The sequence below is a fragment of the Caldalkalibacillus salinus genome, from assembly GCF_016745835.1.
GTDB classification, from domain to species: domain Bacteria; phylum Bacillota; class Bacilli; order Caldalkalibacillales; family JCM-10596; genus Caldalkalibacillus_A; species Caldalkalibacillus_A salinus.
This window is the reverse complement of record NZ_JAERVL010000004.1, coordinates 337722-353166: the sequence shown is the minus strand read 5'-3', so window position 1 is coordinate 353166 and position 15445 is coordinate 337722. Positions and strand designations below refer to the sequence as shown.

Genomic DNA, 15445 nt, shown 5'->3' with positions numbered 1-15445 from the left:
AGTTTTAGTTAGGTATTGATCTCTTGCCTTTAAACCTCAACTGAGTGACTAATACTGCAACCACGAGTAGCAACCCGATGATAATGAGCTGTGATTGGGCGTTGACATTCATAAGACCAAGTCCATACTGAAGCAAACCCACGATGAAAATGGCAAGCATGGCCCCAGCCATTCTTCCTTTACCCCCATTCGTACTGATGCCCCCTAATACGACCATCGCGATTACTTCTAACTCGTACATCAAGGCAATGTTTGGTCGCGTACTCCCCATCTTTGATGTGAGGAAGATAGCTGTCATAGCCGCCATCAAACCGGTAACGGTATAAATGATCAGTTTGATCTTATCTACTTTAATCCCGGAATAGCGTGCGGCTGTTGGATTATGCCCAATGGCGTAGACGTGTCGACCAAAAATGGTCTTGTGTAGCAACAAAGCGAATATGACAGCGCAAATAGTAAAAGCCACTAGAATAATAGGGACACCACCGATATACCCCCAGCCGAACGAGCTAAACCATTGGGGAAAACCACCAATCGCTTGGTCTTCTAATATGATATAGGCGATGCCCCGGTACAATATCATCGTAATGAGCGTGACAATGACGGCGGATAGCTCTTTAAACTTGACGATCAACCATCCATTAATGAAGCCACACAGTGTCCCCACACCCAAACAAATGAAGATAGCGACCTCCATCGGCATGCCTAAGCTGTAAGAGTAGGCCATCAGCACGGAAGATAAGGCCACTGTTGAGCCGACGGAAATATCAATGTCCCGTAAGATCATGATGAAGACCATTGGTAAGACAATAAACGCTTTATCCAGAAAGATGGCCGTCGCATCACGTAAGTTAAGTATGTTTAAATAATGGACAGATAAACTCGCGTTGATCATATTGATGGCAATGAGGACGAGGACTAACATCCACTCCCATTTGAAGAAGAATTTTTTCCAAGTAAACGGTTGTGTATCCGTCATCACGCGTGGCTCCATCACTATATTGGCCTCCTCAAGAGATTGTTCCGTTCGATCCCTCTTCTCACTAGGACATTGACTAGAATGGCAATGAGAATAATAGCCCCTTGTATGGCTGTTTGCCAAAACGGAGAGACACCGATTAACGGCAATGCATTATTTAAGATACCGAGTAGGAGCGCCCCAAGGATCACACCGGAGAGCTTTCCTACACCACCAGCAATACTCACCCCTCCTAGTACACAGGCAGCAATAACAGTAAGCTCGTAGCCCATAGCCGTGTCGTTCTGAGCTGAAGCAAACCTTGATACCCACAAGACACCTGATAACCCAGCTAGTGATCCCATTAAGCTATAGACGAGAAATAGAATACGGTCTTTGTTAATACCACTTATCCTGGCTGATTCAGGGTTACTCCCTACAGCATAAATCTGTATACCGGTCCGTGTATGATTAATAAAATAATAAGCACCGACCATGATCACCACAGCGAATAGCACCAAATGATTCAGACCTAAGATGGAACCTGCTGCGATATGTTTAAAACTGTCTGGCATTTGATGGGCACTGACCCAAGAACCGTCACTGACCGTAAACGTAAGTCCCCTGTATACATTCATCATTCCTAGTGTGGCAATAATGGGTAAAATACCGCCCTTTGAGACCAGCAAACCCAGTATACTTCCGCATATGAGTCCGATCCCTGTTCCTAACAACAAGGCGATAAAGGGATTGAGATGGGGATAAGTGCTGACGGTTTGAGCTGCGATCATACCCGATAAGGCTAGCGTCGCCCCGATGGATAAGTCGATCCCACGGGTCACAATGACAAGCATCATACCCATCGCTAATATGGCTAGTATGGACGTATTCTTTAGGACACTCTCCATATTACCCGGTGTGAGAAAACTTGGATTTTGGAGTTGAATAAACAAACATAATAGGACGATAAAGCCTAACAACCCTAATTCTCTGAATCTAGCAATATTCACGCCTATTGGTGCTTTTGCTTCAACCTGATCTGTCACAAATGCTTTTTCAGCCATAAATGGTCCTCACCTTCTAAACCTAGATTACATGATTAGAGACGCTATCCATAGAAGCCTCCAATATAGATTCCTGTGTGGCCTCATGCCTATGAAACGTTCGCGTCACTCTGCCTTCACGCATGACGACAATTCTATCGCTCATCCCTAGTACTTCAGGCATTTCAGAAGAGACCATAATCACCCCATAACCCTGTGAAGCGAGTACATGTATCAATTCATATATCGTTGCCTTAGCTCCTACATCGACGCCTTTGGTCGGTTCGTCTAAAATAATCACTTTTAGGTCAGCTGTTAAAAGCTTGGCGACGACCACCTTTTGCTGATTACCACCCGATAATGAGCTCACTAAATCAAATATACTATTGGCTTTGACATTCACCTTTTCAGCCAACGCTTTGGCAACCTCTGCTTCTTTCTTCTCGTTCAACCATCCTTTGTGGGTGTACTTATGCAGTGTAGGCAAGGTAATGTTACGACCGATCTCCCACTGAAGCACTAATCCCTGCTGTTGTCTATCTTCAGGTAAATAACCGATGCCTAAGTCCATCGCGTCCTGAGGTTCATGAATGTTCACTTCTTCTCCTTCAAGGTAAATGCTGCCCTCATCAAAGGGGATGATGCCAAACAATGCCTGACAAACTTCCGTTCTCTTAGCCCCTACTAATCCCGTTATCCCCAATACTTCACCTTTGTGGACGGTAAAGGACACATCAGCGAAATAGCCGGTTTTACTCAATCCTTCTACCCTGAGTAATTCTTTTCCGACCTGCTCGTTTTTTTCGGGAAACAACTGATCAACCTTACGTCCAACCATAGCCACAATAAGATCTTCATTGGTGATCTCATCTACCCGCCACGTACCCATATACTGGCCGTCTCTCAACACAGTCACTCTACTCGCAAGACGATACATGTCCTCAAACCGGTGAGAAATCAGTATGATGGATGTGCCTTGGTCTCTTAAATGCTCTGTGATGTTGTATAGCTGTTCACTCTCCCTCGCTGTTAAGGCGGCGGTTGGCTCGTCCATAATGATTATCTTGGCCTTGGTGGAGATGGCCTTAGCTATTTCCACGATCTGCTGTTCAGCTACACTGAGCGCTTCCATCTTCGTCTTCGGGTCGATTTGAGAGCCTAATTGTCGTAGTAAGTTTTTAGCTTCTGCGTGCATGTCTTTCCACAGTAAACGTCTGGTCCATTTGTGTATCTTTTCATGGCCCATAAAAATGTTCTCTGTCACACTTAAATGAGGATAACTCGTGACGTGCTGATAAATCGCGGCAATCCCCATTTCCTGGGCCTCGTTGGTGTTAGAGAATCTCATTTTCTTACCGTTAAGATACATGTCACCTTCGTTTGGGGTATGTACGCCCGTCATGATTTTGATAAATGTCGATTTCCCAGCGCCGTTTTCACCCATTAAAGCATGAATTTCACCTTGCTTAAGTTGGAAATGAACGTTGTCAATGGCCTTAACACCGGGAAACTCCTTTGTAACCCCTTTCAATTCTAGTATGTCGTCAGACACTCTACTCCCCCCTATCTTGGTAAAAGCGATCTTCTCAACGGATGCTATACGACTTTACAGATGAATACGAAATCATGCGTCCTCATGTTTACTAAAGTCAACAAAAACGGATTAAACCTCCCTATCGACCTGATCTTAGGCAACTTAGGTTAAGCATTGTATTAATGCCTTTATATGATAGCGCTATCATAACAATGTTCATTAAGAGGGGACGGAACCCTTATCCTGCCCATAGTCACATTCGTTCTCTCTAGTCTTTATTTTCAGAAAATATTTTCACAATCAAAGTATAGCATTTTGTTTTTGTTTTTTCTATATTTTTATTTTAATTTAATTTGTTTATATTTTTATTCGTTTGTTTATTGCTCATTTTATATTTTTGTTTTTATGCTTTATTTTTTTCCTTCCATACTAACTCTTCATGAAAGTATATTGCCAGTTACACATTTCACCTTCCTGGTGGTCTTATGCGTTCTTTATTTTCGTCGCTGCAAGCTATTATAATAAAAGAGGCACAAACAAAAAGGCGCCGTTACCGGCACCTTTAGGTGGATGACACGATCACGCTGATATACCGTGTCTTATCTTCTTTTAGGCATCTCATGTGGCTTCGACCGACACCTTATTGGAATCATCACTTTCTCCCGCAGGATTAATGGCTCTCAATTTATACGTATACGCCCTGCCATCATTCACCGTGGTATCTACAAACTGACCAAAGGCCTCTGCACCAACAGTCGTCAGTTTTGAAAAAAATTTTCCATCTTCTGCACGGTAAATATCATACCGCTCAGCTCCCGCTCGGTCTTGCCACTCTAACGTAACCGTGTATGATTCATATGAAGCTTTTTTCAAATAAGGGGCTCGAGGGACAACAGATTGACCCACGATATAATCACGTATCAGATACTGTGTTTGTTTTCCTCCTAAAACAGTCATAGGGACAGACAAAATCTGCTCGTCATTCCAACGCCGACGATCGTACTTCTGACCCGCATATGTCACGCCTGCATCCGTTAAGGCGTAAACGGTCCAATCATCCCACCGGGGCGCACTTGACTGTGCAGCATAAAGCATGTTGTTGGGCATGGGCAACGTGACGTAAATATGATCATGCTCATCTATTGCGATGTCGCCTCTATAGTTAAATATTTCAGTCCAGTGAGGACCATGACCGACCGCATTTTTGGTGTCTACGATGTATTTTTCATGCCATGCGCCATCTGCAGACCGCCAATAGTGAACATAGTGAACGTTTGTGTCCGGCACATGGTTGGTCACTTTTTTGGAGCGACTCATGAGTAAATGTGGTTGATTGTTCGAATCTAACGTCATGGCCGCTTGGTTTAAGATCCACGAATTTTGCGGGATATCTATGACCTGTATCCCTCTATCATCAACTCGTATAGGATCGTTTTGACTAAGATCAGCGATACGTACTCCGTTATTGTTATACCATGTCATACCTTGATCGTCACTATAGGCGTAGTACAAGCCATGGTTGGTGCTGTGTGAATAGGCTTCCTCGCGATAAACCCATGTAGCATGAAGACGGTTAGATGTATCAAATATGAGGTCTTGTAAATAGGCGTTACGGCTCGTTGAACCTTGCCACTCACCTTGACCTGAAAAAACCAATCCTACCTTGGACCATGTCCCTTGGTGGGCATCGTATTGATATAAATACTGTCCTCCTTCGCCCGAACGCCCTTGTCTAAACATCAAGAGTAACTGATCGTCAATATGATTAAAGAACCTTGGATAAGTTATACGGTTCTCCTCAACGATGTTATGATTATCACTAAAATGATCAATCGTCATAGACCCCGGTGGAGATGTGATAAAACCTGCATCAGACACCCTATAATTAATCGTGTCCGTTCCATGGTGGTTAAAGGATAGGTGTAGCCTCCCGTCTTCAGGACTGATCCCTACGACAACGTTTAGATGTGTATTACTGGGGTCACTAACCTGTTCAGGAAAAGTCACCGTCTCCACCTTATCCGTGGGGAGATGTCTTCTGGCCACATTCAAGTGATGATGCTTATCCCAATATCCCGTGTATTGGTACGCGCCATAGGACACTATTTTATACTGATCATAGGCGATGGTGTTCCAATCGTGAGAGTGTGCATTAATCGTCACGGTCTGCTCATTGACAAGCCTTAAATCATCTCTGCCTTGCGCTCCTACATTCGAAAAAAAAACAGTCATCACGCTCACCACCATCAATAGAATGATTTCAGCCCTAACGTTTGCGCTTATCATACTGTAAGTTACCGTTACTGTAAAAAGACCTTAATGAACCTATTAATTATCATCATAGCAAAATTTTAATCAAAATGGACTATATTGAACAAATCCTTTCCTTTTTTTGTTATCTCTTCATTCATTAGTATAGTCTTATAGATAAAGCCAAGCCACAGGATTAAGGGCGCCGATTAAGACGGCTGTAGCTCCTACCCGTTATGTTTTTTTCGTGATAGCTAGACACTGTAGGATTGTAAGCTCCGTAGGTCGCAGGAAAGAATGATAAAACAACATGAAGGTCGTCCCCATATCTCTTCTCAGAATGTTTTTAGAGAATACGGTCGACTCCTGTGGATATAATAAAGCGAGATTTTTATTTTTCATAAAGGAGGAAAAAACGTGGCCGTAAATTTTGCCGCTCACGAGTTATTAGAAACAACCGAATTACTGAGAAAGTTAACAGCAGACATTGAAATGCATGCCCTGTGTGCTGACATGACTGAGGATTCCGAACTAGAGGGTATTCTAAGACGCCATATCCAAGGGATGGATCGCACCTATAACTCGGCTCTTAACTTACTTCAAAACAGGGGTGTAGACATGGCCGGAACCAATGTTTACCATACACATGCACACCATCGTCCTCATGTCGGTGTGGAGAACCAAAACATGATTCCAGCCCCTGACAATCAGGCGAAACGCCTCAGCGACATCACCATCAGTACACTCATTCTCAATTCACATAAGGCTGGTTCTATGCAAGGCATGGTATGGGCAAACGAATGTGTAGACCCTGAGCTACGTGCTTTGCATACCACCAGTGCACATAACTGCCAACAAATGGCGTATGAAATGTGGCAGTTCATGAACGCACGTGGCTATTATGACGCGCCGTCCATGCCAAGAAACGTTGCCGCAACCATGACTCAAGCGTTTCAACCTGCTCCTTCACCTGGACATCCCCACACCCAACATTACATGTCGTGAAGATATATTCAAAAATGCAAAGATCAATTTTTGCACAGAAAGTGAAAAAGACCACCGATGGGTGATGGTGGTCTTTGTTGCAATCAAATTGGATACCTTTTTCAAAGTATAAGAAGCTTGTTCAGGGTAAACATAAACATGACATACAACCAAAGGCCCATTAAAAAGGAGTTAGAAATCTAATGCAATTTCAACAAACACAACAGATTAACCAATGTCGACAAATCGCTCAACAAATGATCCAGCAAACCCAACAGTCTAATAACATGTACCGTCAAATGTTAGAAAGAGAGCAACAGAACGCCATTACACTAGAACAAATGGCCCAACGTGAGCGTCAAGCTGCCCAAACGATTCAGCAGAGCTTACAAGCACACGAAAAAGCCATTAGAAGCTGTAATGAAGTGATTGCGCTCTGTAATCAGCTTCAACAACAAATGGGGCAACCTCAGATGACTCAACAACAATCTTTACCGCAAATGCAGACGGGACAAGCAAACTTCAACCAAATTCACCCACATTAATAAAACAGATCAATTGAGTAAACTGGGTAACCATGATGGCTACCCAGTTTTTATATCTTCAAGTGATTGTTTCAACCAATCATAAGCATAGCGGCCACTGATCTCATGTTTCCCTGGAAATATGTCATACGTCATTGCAGACGGAGCACCCTTTGTTTCATATGTTTTCTGTATATGTTTAATTGCTTCCCGTGTTGTCTCCACGGGGAATATAGGATCGTGAGTCCCAGATTCTACGAACAGCGGCCTGGGGGCAATCAGACTTATATAGTCAGGGAGTTCACCGTATTTTAAAATGGAAGGAATGTAATTATCTATACAATGGTTGGTATGTAAAATGCTGCCTTTAAACGTATTCGTAAATCCACACAACACCGTTGCTTTGAAGCGTTCATCAAGCGCTGAAGCGTAGGCCGAGACTAAACCACCGCCGGAAAAACCCATCATGCCGATTTGCTCATGATTGACATCCTGAAACTCCTTCATCTGGTCCACCACATGCCGTGTTTCGGCTACCCTTAAACCGGCCAGTGTTTTTCCACTTGCCAGAAGCAGCGTTGAAAGAGCATAACAAGAATGAGCACTCCCTCGCTCAATATCTCTAGTGTGCATTCGCTCACCAAACCCGATCACTTCAGGTGCAAAAACCTTCAATCCTCGTTTCACAAGTTGAACAGCAAAATGCTGATGAATGCCAGGTTCACCCGTGTCCTCGGATCCATCCTCCCGTAGCCCGACAATTTCTTTACTCCCATAGCCGTGCCCATGTATAGCAACAACCGTGGGGAATGGAACTGTGACCTCATCAACCTTGGGAGTAAGCACATAAACAGGTATCGTCAGTCCTTCTAAGGATGAGAAAAGATAACGTTCTCTCGTGTAACCATTACATTCATGACGCTCTAATAATTGAGGATGATTGCTTGTCGGAAAGTCAAAAGTACCGAGCAAATCTTGTAATTTGGCTCTTAATGTTGCTTCTCTCTCCTCTACGCCTTTTGCTTTGGCGTAGTATGACGACATAAATTGGTCAAGTTGAACATTTTCCATATGACGCCCCACTTTCTTTTACTACCATCTTATCATGCAGTGCACTGTTTTTATATTTTTCAGGCATTATTTTTGCTTTTATTTTCCTAATCATGGCAACCTTACAAGCCATTCAACCTATCTGATATGTAAAGTTCTATAGCACCCGCATTCCTTTTTGTAAAAGAGGTAGCAAAACCAGCAGATGAAGGGGAAGACAGCGTCATACTAAAAGTTAATTTTAATCTCCCCATTTATTAGAAATAAAAGCATTAAATAGATTGTACGGTAAGAACCATGTCCGCTTTAACACTAATTGATCTGGACCACTGTTTCTCCACCATCAGAACTTAGAGTATACTGTAGAATATTATCATCATTATCCTTATAATATAATCCATACCGCATAGCTATATCACCGTCACTCCATCTGATAAATAGATTCATCCTCATAGCTCCGTCCTTAAACGCTTCAATATCTACTGCATCCATGCTTTGGTCAATGGTGTAACCTTCTTCGTTCACAATGTCATAACGCCAAATAGGTTTGTTCCCTTTTTCTGTTACTGTTTCCCTTGTGTCTTATATTAATATAACGAATCACACCATAAAAAAGTTACGATAGATTAAAGTTGCATGAGTAAAAGTGAAACAAAAATCAGGAAGTACAAAGTCTACTGCTTCTCTTCCCCACAAACAGAGGTCCTAATGATTCGATACCAGGTTCGATAAGTTAACATGACAAATAAAACTAAGAGCCATGTGAACAACATAACTGTCAATACAACATCTATTTTATGGTCGAGATGGTTTGATTTTATATTCAAAAATGAAGCAAAATTGTCAATCCATATTTCTGGCAGTAATAACCGCCAACAAAAATAAAATGTAATGCCTGCTACCAATGTTTTCTTCATCATCTATTTAATTTCCCCCTATTCTTTATTTGCTTAACTGAGAACCTTATAGCTGCTGTTGAGACCTCACTGCGCAATAAAATGTAATCAATCATGCAATGCGAAACCAGTAAATAACGTTTGTTGTTGCTATATTTATGTTTATTTCGTTTCAGAGTTGTTGACACCATAAGCATATTAACAACAATTAGGATTAAAATGTTTGACCTGCAAATTGTTCACCCATGATCTGTTCTACACCATTCATAATCTCTTCATTCTCTCCTACATACTGAACAATAATATTTTCTTTTTTATAAAAGTGAGGAGACGAAACATAAACTATTAATGCACTTCCTATATTTCCATTATCATGAATAGATGAGGCTTCCTTTTCCATTTCCTCTTTGTTTTCATATTCGTAAATTAAAATATATTCACCATCTACATCAATCACTGTGGGTGGTATCGAAAAAAATTCGGACTTCTCATCATTATCTATAACAGTAAACTCTAAATTCGTTTCCTCAAGTTCACTAATAAAGACACTTGTACTTGAATCGTTAGAACATCCAACTAATATCAATGTCATTATCATTGTTAACAACATCATCTTTACTCGAGCCATATGTAAATTCTCCTTCATAAATTATAATTTTATATAGCTATATTTAACTTTACCATGTTATTCAAGGAGAAATAAACCAAAAGAAAACCGAGTCAATAAAAACATAAAACTACACATTAAGCTAACAGGGCATTATAGTTGAAGAAACATTTAGACATTTATGTTACCATAACTAGAAGAAAAAACGAGGGGTGAGAAGATGAGATTATGTTTATTGGCTATATCGTGTCTATTAACTTTTACGATAATAGGATGCACGAGTAGTACTGAACAAGCCGGGACAGATCATGTCGCACAAGACGAATTAAATCAACTCCAAAAAGAAATGGAAGAACTTCAACAAGAAATGACTGTTCAGGATCAAGACATTCAATCATATGAAGAAAAATTGAATGCTTACCAGAATTTTATCAATCATGATTTAGTAAACACGCTGGATAGTCAACAGCTTCAATCATTAGCCGAGAGTCAATGGAAGTATCAACTGTATGTTAATGGAGAGGAAATCAACGAGTCTAATGAATTCCAAATGTCGACATCAGATTTAGAAATAAAGTTAGTTGAAACACAAAATATACATACAGTATTGCCTACAGATATTCATAACGAAGGACAAGTGAGTGGACATATGAGAGAACACATAAAAATAAGTCCAACCGATTATCAAAGAGTTGCACCAGCAGGAACAAATGTTGACAGCATCATTTATAAATTTGAAAACGTAACATCTGATACGATTCAAGTGACTGTGACTGATGAGTTAAAAGAAAGGCTAGGATTTGATCAGAATGCTATAAGCATTAACAAGCAGTGATCGTGTAGCTCGTAAGCTTTAGATTGGAATGGTTAGAAATATAGCAGGGTTCGCCTAACATTGGTATCCTGCAATCTGTATTACGTGATTTAGCACAACAAGCAAAACTCAAGCGTCATCTTGGGTGATTTTTGTGAGAAATGAAAAGGGAGTACTCCTTACTAAGGGGGACTTCCTTTTTTTGCTTGCCATATAGAACGTCCACCTATGTTATCCTTCTTCTGGGTGTATAAATAGATGTATTTCATTACTCACATCATCTCCCAATCACTTTTATGAAATATAGCCAATGAGCTTGCTCATATCATTCACCTGAGTCGTCCGTTTTCTGGGCCTCTACGCCCTAATACAGGTTTACAATGGAGATTTGGTTTGTTTTATGTAGAATCGGAGCAACAAAAGGAGGTTCAACACCTGATTACCAGATTAGGTCTTTGGGGCTTTGTCTATGGTTTTAGCTATGATTATTCCCAGGCTGTACCGAAGGAGATTCCAGATCGCACAAGGAAAACATTACGAGCTATTGCTGAAGAGCTCAGAGCCTATGAGCAACGAGCATCCTACCATCGTCGTCTAGCTCGAGAACACTTCAGAGATCCAGCTGTAAGTAATGATATAAAGAGGCGTATACTTCGATCTATTGAAGTTCATTTTTCTACGATTAGTGATGAATTAGAGAAACATTAAAAGGATAAGAGAATTTTACCTTGATAAAATGAACAACTTAAATCTCTTAATAACTTCCACATATTTACTGAACTCCTTATTAAATTTGAGGCAAATACTATAAATACAACTCTTCACAATTTCTCTGCGTTAGCTGTGTGTTTACTCACCCATTCGTGCACCTTCATTTATAATTTGATTAAATTCTTGTATGCTTATATTTTTATCTACTTGCCCTGTCTCCTCTGAGTATAGGCCATTTTTCATATATTCTAATCCATCTTTTACTTTTTTTAATTCGTTCCATTGATGTTCATCTAATTCTCCATCCTCGTTGACTTGATGATGGATTCTGTGCATAAAAAAGAAAGGCTGACTAGAGATATCAGTATTTATAAAAGAACTACCGACCTCCAGCATGAGATTAGTACGCTTTAAACCCTCATCTACTCTCATCAAACTTGTTAACAATTGTTCATCTGTTTCAGGAGATGATGAAACATACTCAACAGTAGACAAAGTGGTGTTTAATTCACTATAGAAATGACCCAAAAATCGTTCATATTGCCTGTGTCACCTATGATGTCTATACCCATGCGGTACCGGATATGGACAAGCAAGCGGCACAAAACTTCGGCAATGCCATGAAGTAAATCAAGCAGAAAAAAATCAGTTAGCATGTTATCAAAATGTTATCAAAACGCAATTTTGGAGGGAACATGTTGAGAGGGTACTTCCGTGCCATATAAAAAAACCCCTTGTCTCACAAGAGGTTTCGAAGTTTTATGTATGGTGACTCGGACTGGGTTCGAACCAGCGACCCCCACCCTGTCAAGATGGTGCTCTCCCTGCTGAGCTACCGAGTCATGTTTAATATAAATATCAGAGACAAAATATATAATATAACAGGCAGCATATAATGTCAAGCCTATTTGGGGAAATCATAATAACATTGGTTTGGAATGTTGTCATATTGTAATCTTGTCATGTTGTCCTCTAAAAAATCATACACCCCTCTAAAAAAGGGGTGCTAATGTTATATTATTCCCAACAATATCGCACGGCGTATTTGCCACTTTTGAGTTGAAGGACCTCCACATCTTTTGGTGCGTCATAGCCTTTTACCCACCAATCTTGTTCAATACGCACGCGTAAACAGTTAGCTTGGAATTTAGAATCGTATAGTTTGGCCCAATATATCCATCTCACAACAAAGAACGCCTCATTTCATCCACAATATTGTTAAATATCATGAATCTCATCCTCTAAGAATCCTTTAAGAATAGGAGAAACTAAGCATTCACGCTACTCCTCAATCTCCTAACGCCTTTCTCAGCGGATGAGTTCTAGCATTACATATGATTGCCAATTTTGAGCGTTCTTATCCTATTTCTATCCGTGCGTGCACATTCGTTTCAGTTTACATTCGAGTCTCTTCATTCTTCTCTGTATCCAAGTCTATCCCGCTTGTTCGTCGCTTGAAGCACTAGCTTCCGCTTCGTCGTTATCTCGTAAACGGTGAGCCAAACGACTTGACGCGCTAGCAGCAATGCCACAGACAATGTCATCTAAGAAGGTATGCACATGAGAACCGACTTTGGTATCTAGTTTCTTAACGATACCGATTTTTTGTTTATCTAGGTGGCCAAAGGTTGTCACAGCAATACTCCCGTATCCTAAGACTGAACCGAGGGCTAAGGTTTCGTCGCAACCAAACAACCCCTCATCCGATTCTACGAGTGATTGTAGCGGTTCAGTGAGTTGCCCTTTTTCTGCTAGCACGTCTAATTCTACAGCGACAAGGATGGCGTGTTGGATTTCTCTTTTTTCTAAAACGGCCTCTACCGATTCTACACATGTATTCATCTCTAGGTTAGAGGAGTATGGCGCTTGCATTTGGTAAACGATATCCGCTATGTCGGAGATTTTCACGCCCCGCTTTTTTAATCTCTGAATAGCCGCTTGGTGGACATCACGGCTATGAACTTGTTTATTTTTCATATCGTTTTCCTCCTTCGTATTAAAAACCGGGCCATCTCTATCTTAGTAGTCTAAATATTTTAACATATAACAGGTTGTCAGAGGGAGAAGATCCATATTCTTAAGTAAATCTTTAAACTGGCGGGATATTCGGCTGGTGAGCGCTGTTTTCGTGCGCTTATATCGTCTTCCTACATATATATATGTTAGAATATGACTGTATTCATCTTTTAACGACGACATAGGTATGTCATATACCCGTGTTAGGAGGTACTGAAAAATTGGAAACGCTTAACACACGAAAAGGCACCATTCAAGATGATGAGGTTTACAGTCGCTTTCTAGATCAGACGGTGCCCCTAATGGTTTATCTGCCAGAGCACTATTCCCCATTATATTCCTATTCTACGCTGTATCTACAGGATGGGGATGACTATTTTAAGCTGGGTAAACTGGCTGCCACCCTAGACCAGCTCATAGCTGCCAACAAAATCGATAAATGTATGGCTGTCGCAGTACCGGTCGATAAAGAGGTCCGAACTGCGCGTTATCGGGCTGATGGCGAACAGTATGCGGCTTATAAGCGGTTTTTTGCAGAGGAACTGGTGTCCTATATTGACCGTACATATGCGACCCACCCCATGAGTGGCGCACGGGTCATAGGAGGAGAAAGTCTAGGTGGATCGGTATCCTTAGATATCGCCTTGGCATACCCGCATACGTTTCATCATGTGATCAGTCAATCAGGGGCTTTCTACACCGGCACCATAGAGCGAATTAATCAATTCGATTCACATCAAAAATTATCGATTTATCAAAGTGTAGGTCGAGAAGAAACCGCCGTGGAGACGTCGAATGGAACGTTGGATCTGTACGCTCTCAATCAAGACGTTTATCAGGTCTTGCAGCGTCAGCATATCCCGGTCACTTATCACGAATTTGACGGAGATCATACGTGGGGACATTGGCAAAAAGACCTAGCGCAAGCCCTGACTTTTACATTAAAAAAGGAAGAATAGCGATACATGATTTTTTATTCGTTTTTTGGTATAATCTACATACTATGAAGGAGGGATACGAGGTGAAATTAGGAATTGTCATTTTCCCAACCAAGGAATTGCAAGATGTTGCCAACTCGTACCGCAAACGTTACGATCCTCGATATAAATTAATTTCGCCACATCTCACGTTAAAAGAAGCATTCACGGCTGAAAAAGATGAAGTGGAGAGTATTGCTAAGGAGTTAGAGGACATTGCTAAGCAGTCTCCTGCCTTCTCATTACATTTCCATAAAATCAGCCACTTTCACCCCACGAACAATGTGATTTATTTTGCATGTGAGGACGAGCCTAAGTTATATGAATTGCATGATAACATTCATAACCGAGACGTGCTGCAGCATGAAAAACAGTACTCCTTCGTCCCGCATGTGACGATTGGACAAGAGATGCCTGATGACGAATTACACGATATTTATAGTCGTTTGCGTATGGAACGCTATGACTACCATGTGCCCGTTCATCAGTTTCACTTGGTTCATCAGTTAGAAAATGACACATGGAGTATTTATCAGTCATACACATTAGGAGAATAAACATAAAGAAACGTTTGTATAGCCAATAAAGTACAACAATTAAGTGAGGGATACAACATGGGCAATGACACATTCGATGTGAAACATGTTCAAACGGACCAACAGCAGCAAGATGCTTTCCACGTACGGCATGAAGTGTTTGTACAAGAACAACAAGTTCCAGCAGAGCTAGAGGTAGATGAACATGAAGATAACAGCGAGCATGTTGTGGCGTACGACCAAACACATCAACCTGTCGGCGCAGGTCGACTCCGCCCTATCTCTAATACTGCTGGAAAGGTTGAACGCGTCAGTGTTATGAAACGTCTTCGCGGCGAGGGGTTAGGCTTTCAAATCATGAAAAAAATTGAGGAAGTGGCCCAGAAAAAAGGGTTAACGGAGCTTATACTTCACGCCCAAGCCCATGCAGAAGACTTTTATCTCAGATTGGGCTACGAGACAGTATCTGAGCCCTTTGAGGAAGCGGGTATCGAGCATGTCAAAATGAAAAAAGAGTTGTAGGATCCCGTTATCCTGCAACTCTT

17 protein-coding genes and 1 tRNA gene are annotated in these 15445 nt (G+C 41.3%); 7 read left to right on the top strand and 11 right to left on the bottom strand.

Annotated elements, in window-relative coordinates:
• Positions 1-4: 4 nt before the first annotated feature.
• The 4 genes from JKM87_RS05435 to JKM87_RS05420 form a co-directional block, all read right to left on the bottom strand.
• Positions 5-994: an ABC transporter permease gene (locus JKM87_RS05435; protein WP_202078927.1), complete on the bottom strand. Its 990-nt coding sequence runs from the start codon at positions 992-994 to the stop codon at positions 5-7.
• Positions 995-996: 2 nt separating this feature from the next.
• Entirely contained in the window at positions 997-2022 is a 1026-nt protein-coding gene (locus JKM87_RS05430) for an ABC transporter permease (RefSeq protein WP_202078747.1), read from the bottom strand.
• Positions 2023-2044: 22 nt separating this feature from the next.
• Positions 2045-3553 carry an ATP-binding cassette domain-containing protein gene (locus JKM87_RS05425; RefSeq protein WP_202078745.1) on the bottom strand — a complete coding sequence of 503 codons (1509 nt, stop codon included), beginning with the start codon at positions 3551-3553 and terminating at the stop codon, positions 2045-2047.
• Between the two features lie 600 nt (positions 3554-4153).
• Positions 4154-5767: a BNR repeat-containing protein gene (locus JKM87_RS05420; protein WP_202078743.1), complete on the bottom strand. Its 1614-nt coding sequence runs from the start codon at positions 5765-5767 to the stop codon at positions 4154-4156.
• Positions 5768-6202: 435 nt separating this feature from the next.
• Here JKM87_RS05420 and JKM87_RS18170 point away from each other — a divergent pair, with 435 nt between their 5' ends.
• On the top strand, positions 6203-6790 hold the full coding sequence (locus JKM87_RS18170; RefSeq protein WP_202078741.1) for a spore coat protein: 588 nt from the start codon (positions 6203-6205) through the stop codon (positions 6788-6790).
• A gap of 182 nt (positions 6791-6972) precedes the next feature.
• Entirely contained in the window at positions 6973-7314 is a 342-nt protein-coding gene (locus tag JKM87_RS05410; protein ID WP_202078739.1) for a hypothetical protein, read from the top strand.
• 39 nt (positions 7315-7353) lie between these two features.
• Here the strand turns inward: JKM87_RS05410 and JKM87_RS05405 are convergent, their stop codons facing one another.
• The 3 genes from JKM87_RS05405 to JKM87_RS05395 all read right to left on the bottom strand — a co-directional run bounded on the left by JKM87_RS05405 (position 7354) and on the right by JKM87_RS05395 (position 9867).
• Entirely contained in the window at positions 7354-8376 is a 1023-nt protein-coding gene (locus JKM87_RS05405) for an alpha/beta hydrolase family protein (protein ID WP_336885132.1), read from the bottom strand.
• A gap of 279 nt (positions 8377-8655) precedes the next feature.
• Complete coding sequence (locus JKM87_RS05400) at positions 8656-8868, bottom strand: hypothetical protein (protein WP_202078737.1); 213 nt, start codon at positions 8866-8868, stop codon at positions 8656-8658.
• A 585-nt stretch (positions 8869-9453) separates the two neighbouring features.
• Positions 9454-9867: a hypothetical protein gene (locus JKM87_RS05395; protein WP_202078735.1), complete on the bottom strand. Its 414-nt coding sequence runs from the start codon at positions 9865-9867 to the stop codon at positions 9454-9456.
• Between the two features lie 214 nt (positions 9868-10081).
• On the opposite strand from JKM87_RS05395, the gene JKM87_RS05390 reads away from it, so the two are divergent.
• Positions 10082-10681 (top strand): CfaE/CblD family pilus tip adhesin, encoded by a 600-nt coding sequence (locus JKM87_RS05390; protein WP_202078733.1) that lies wholly within the window; start codon positions 10082-10084, stop codon positions 10679-10681.
• A 372-nt stretch (positions 10682-11053) separates the two neighbouring features.
• The gene (locus JKM87_RS05385) at positions 11054-11368 is read left to right on the top strand and encodes a hypothetical protein (RefSeq protein ID WP_202078731.1); all 315 of its coding nucleotides are present in this window, start codon (positions 11054-11056) and stop codon (positions 11366-11368) included.
• Positions 11369-11509: 141 nt separating this feature from the next.
• Here JKM87_RS05385 and JKM87_RS05380 read toward each other — a convergent pair whose 3' ends face one another.
• The 4 genes from JKM87_RS05380 to JKM87_RS05365 form a co-directional block, all read right to left on the bottom strand.
• Entirely contained in the window at positions 11510-11899 is a 390-nt protein-coding gene (locus JKM87_RS05380; protein WP_202078729.1) for a hypothetical protein, read from the bottom strand.
• 238 nt (positions 11900-12137) lie between these two features.
• Positions 12138-12213, bottom strand: a tRNA-Val gene (locus JKM87_RS05375).
• 175 nt (positions 12214-12388) lie between these two features.
• Entirely contained in the window at positions 12389-12556 is a 168-nt protein-coding gene (locus JKM87_RS05370) for a hypothetical protein (RefSeq protein ID WP_202078727.1), read from the bottom strand.
• A gap of 249 nt (positions 12557-12805) precedes the next feature.
• On the bottom strand, positions 12806-13348 hold the full coding sequence (locus tag JKM87_RS05365) for a phosphatidylglycerophosphatase A family protein (RefSeq protein ID WP_202078725.1): 543 nt from the start codon (positions 13346-13348) through the stop codon (positions 12806-12808).
• A gap of 260 nt (positions 13349-13608) precedes the next feature.
• Between JKM87_RS05365 and JKM87_RS05360 the strand changes: the two genes are divergently transcribed.
• The 3 genes from JKM87_RS05360 to JKM87_RS05350 all read left to right on the top strand — a co-directional run bounded on the left by JKM87_RS05360 (position 13609) and on the right by JKM87_RS05350 (position 15422).
• Positions 13609-14346: an alpha/beta hydrolase gene (locus JKM87_RS05360; RefSeq protein WP_202078723.1), complete on the top strand. Its 738-nt coding sequence runs from the start codon at positions 13609-13611 to the stop codon at positions 14344-14346.
• Positions 14347-14408: 62 nt separating this feature from the next.
• A complete protein-coding gene (locus JKM87_RS05355; RefSeq protein ID WP_202078721.1) occupies positions 14409-14921 on the top strand; it encodes a 2'-5' RNA ligase family protein in 513 nt (170 codons plus the stop codon).
• 57 nt (positions 14922-14978) lie between these two features.
• Complete coding sequence (locus JKM87_RS05350) at positions 14979-15422, top strand: GNAT family N-acetyltransferase (protein ID WP_202078719.1); 444 nt, start codon at positions 14979-14981, stop codon at positions 15420-15422.
• The last annotated feature ends 23 nt before the right edge of the window (positions 15423-15445 follow it).

What these genes read in the sequence shown, in the direction of transcription:
- JKM87_RS05435 (WP_202078927.1), bottom strand. Translation starts at nt 994, where the DNA reads ATGGAGCCACGCGTGATGACGGATACACAACCGTTTACTTGGAAAAAA.
- JKM87_RS05430 (WP_202078747.1), bottom strand. Translation starts at nt 2,022, where the DNA reads ATGGCTGAAAAAGCATTTGTGACAGATCAGGTTGAAGCAAAAGCACCA.
- JKM87_RS05420 (WP_202078743.1), bottom strand. Translation starts at nt 5,767, where the DNA reads ATGACTGTTTTTTTTTCGAATGTAGGAGCGCAAGGCAGAGATGATTTA.
- JKM87_RS05410 (WP_202078739.1), top strand. Translation starts at nt 6,973, where the DNA reads ATGCAATTTCAACAAACACAACAGATTAACCAATGTCGACAAATCGCT.
- JKM87_RS05395 (WP_202078735.1), bottom strand. Translation starts at nt 9,867, where the DNA reads ATGGCTCGAGTAAAGATGATGTTGTTAACAATGATAATGACATTGATA.
- JKM87_RS05365 (WP_202078725.1), bottom strand. Translation starts at nt 13,348, where the DNA reads ATGAAAAATAAACAAGTTCATAGCCGTGATGTCCACCAAGCGGCTATT.
- JKM87_RS05350 (WP_202078719.1), top strand. Translation starts at nt 14,979, where the DNA reads ATGGGCAATGACACATTCGATGTGAAACATGTTCAAACGGACCAACAG.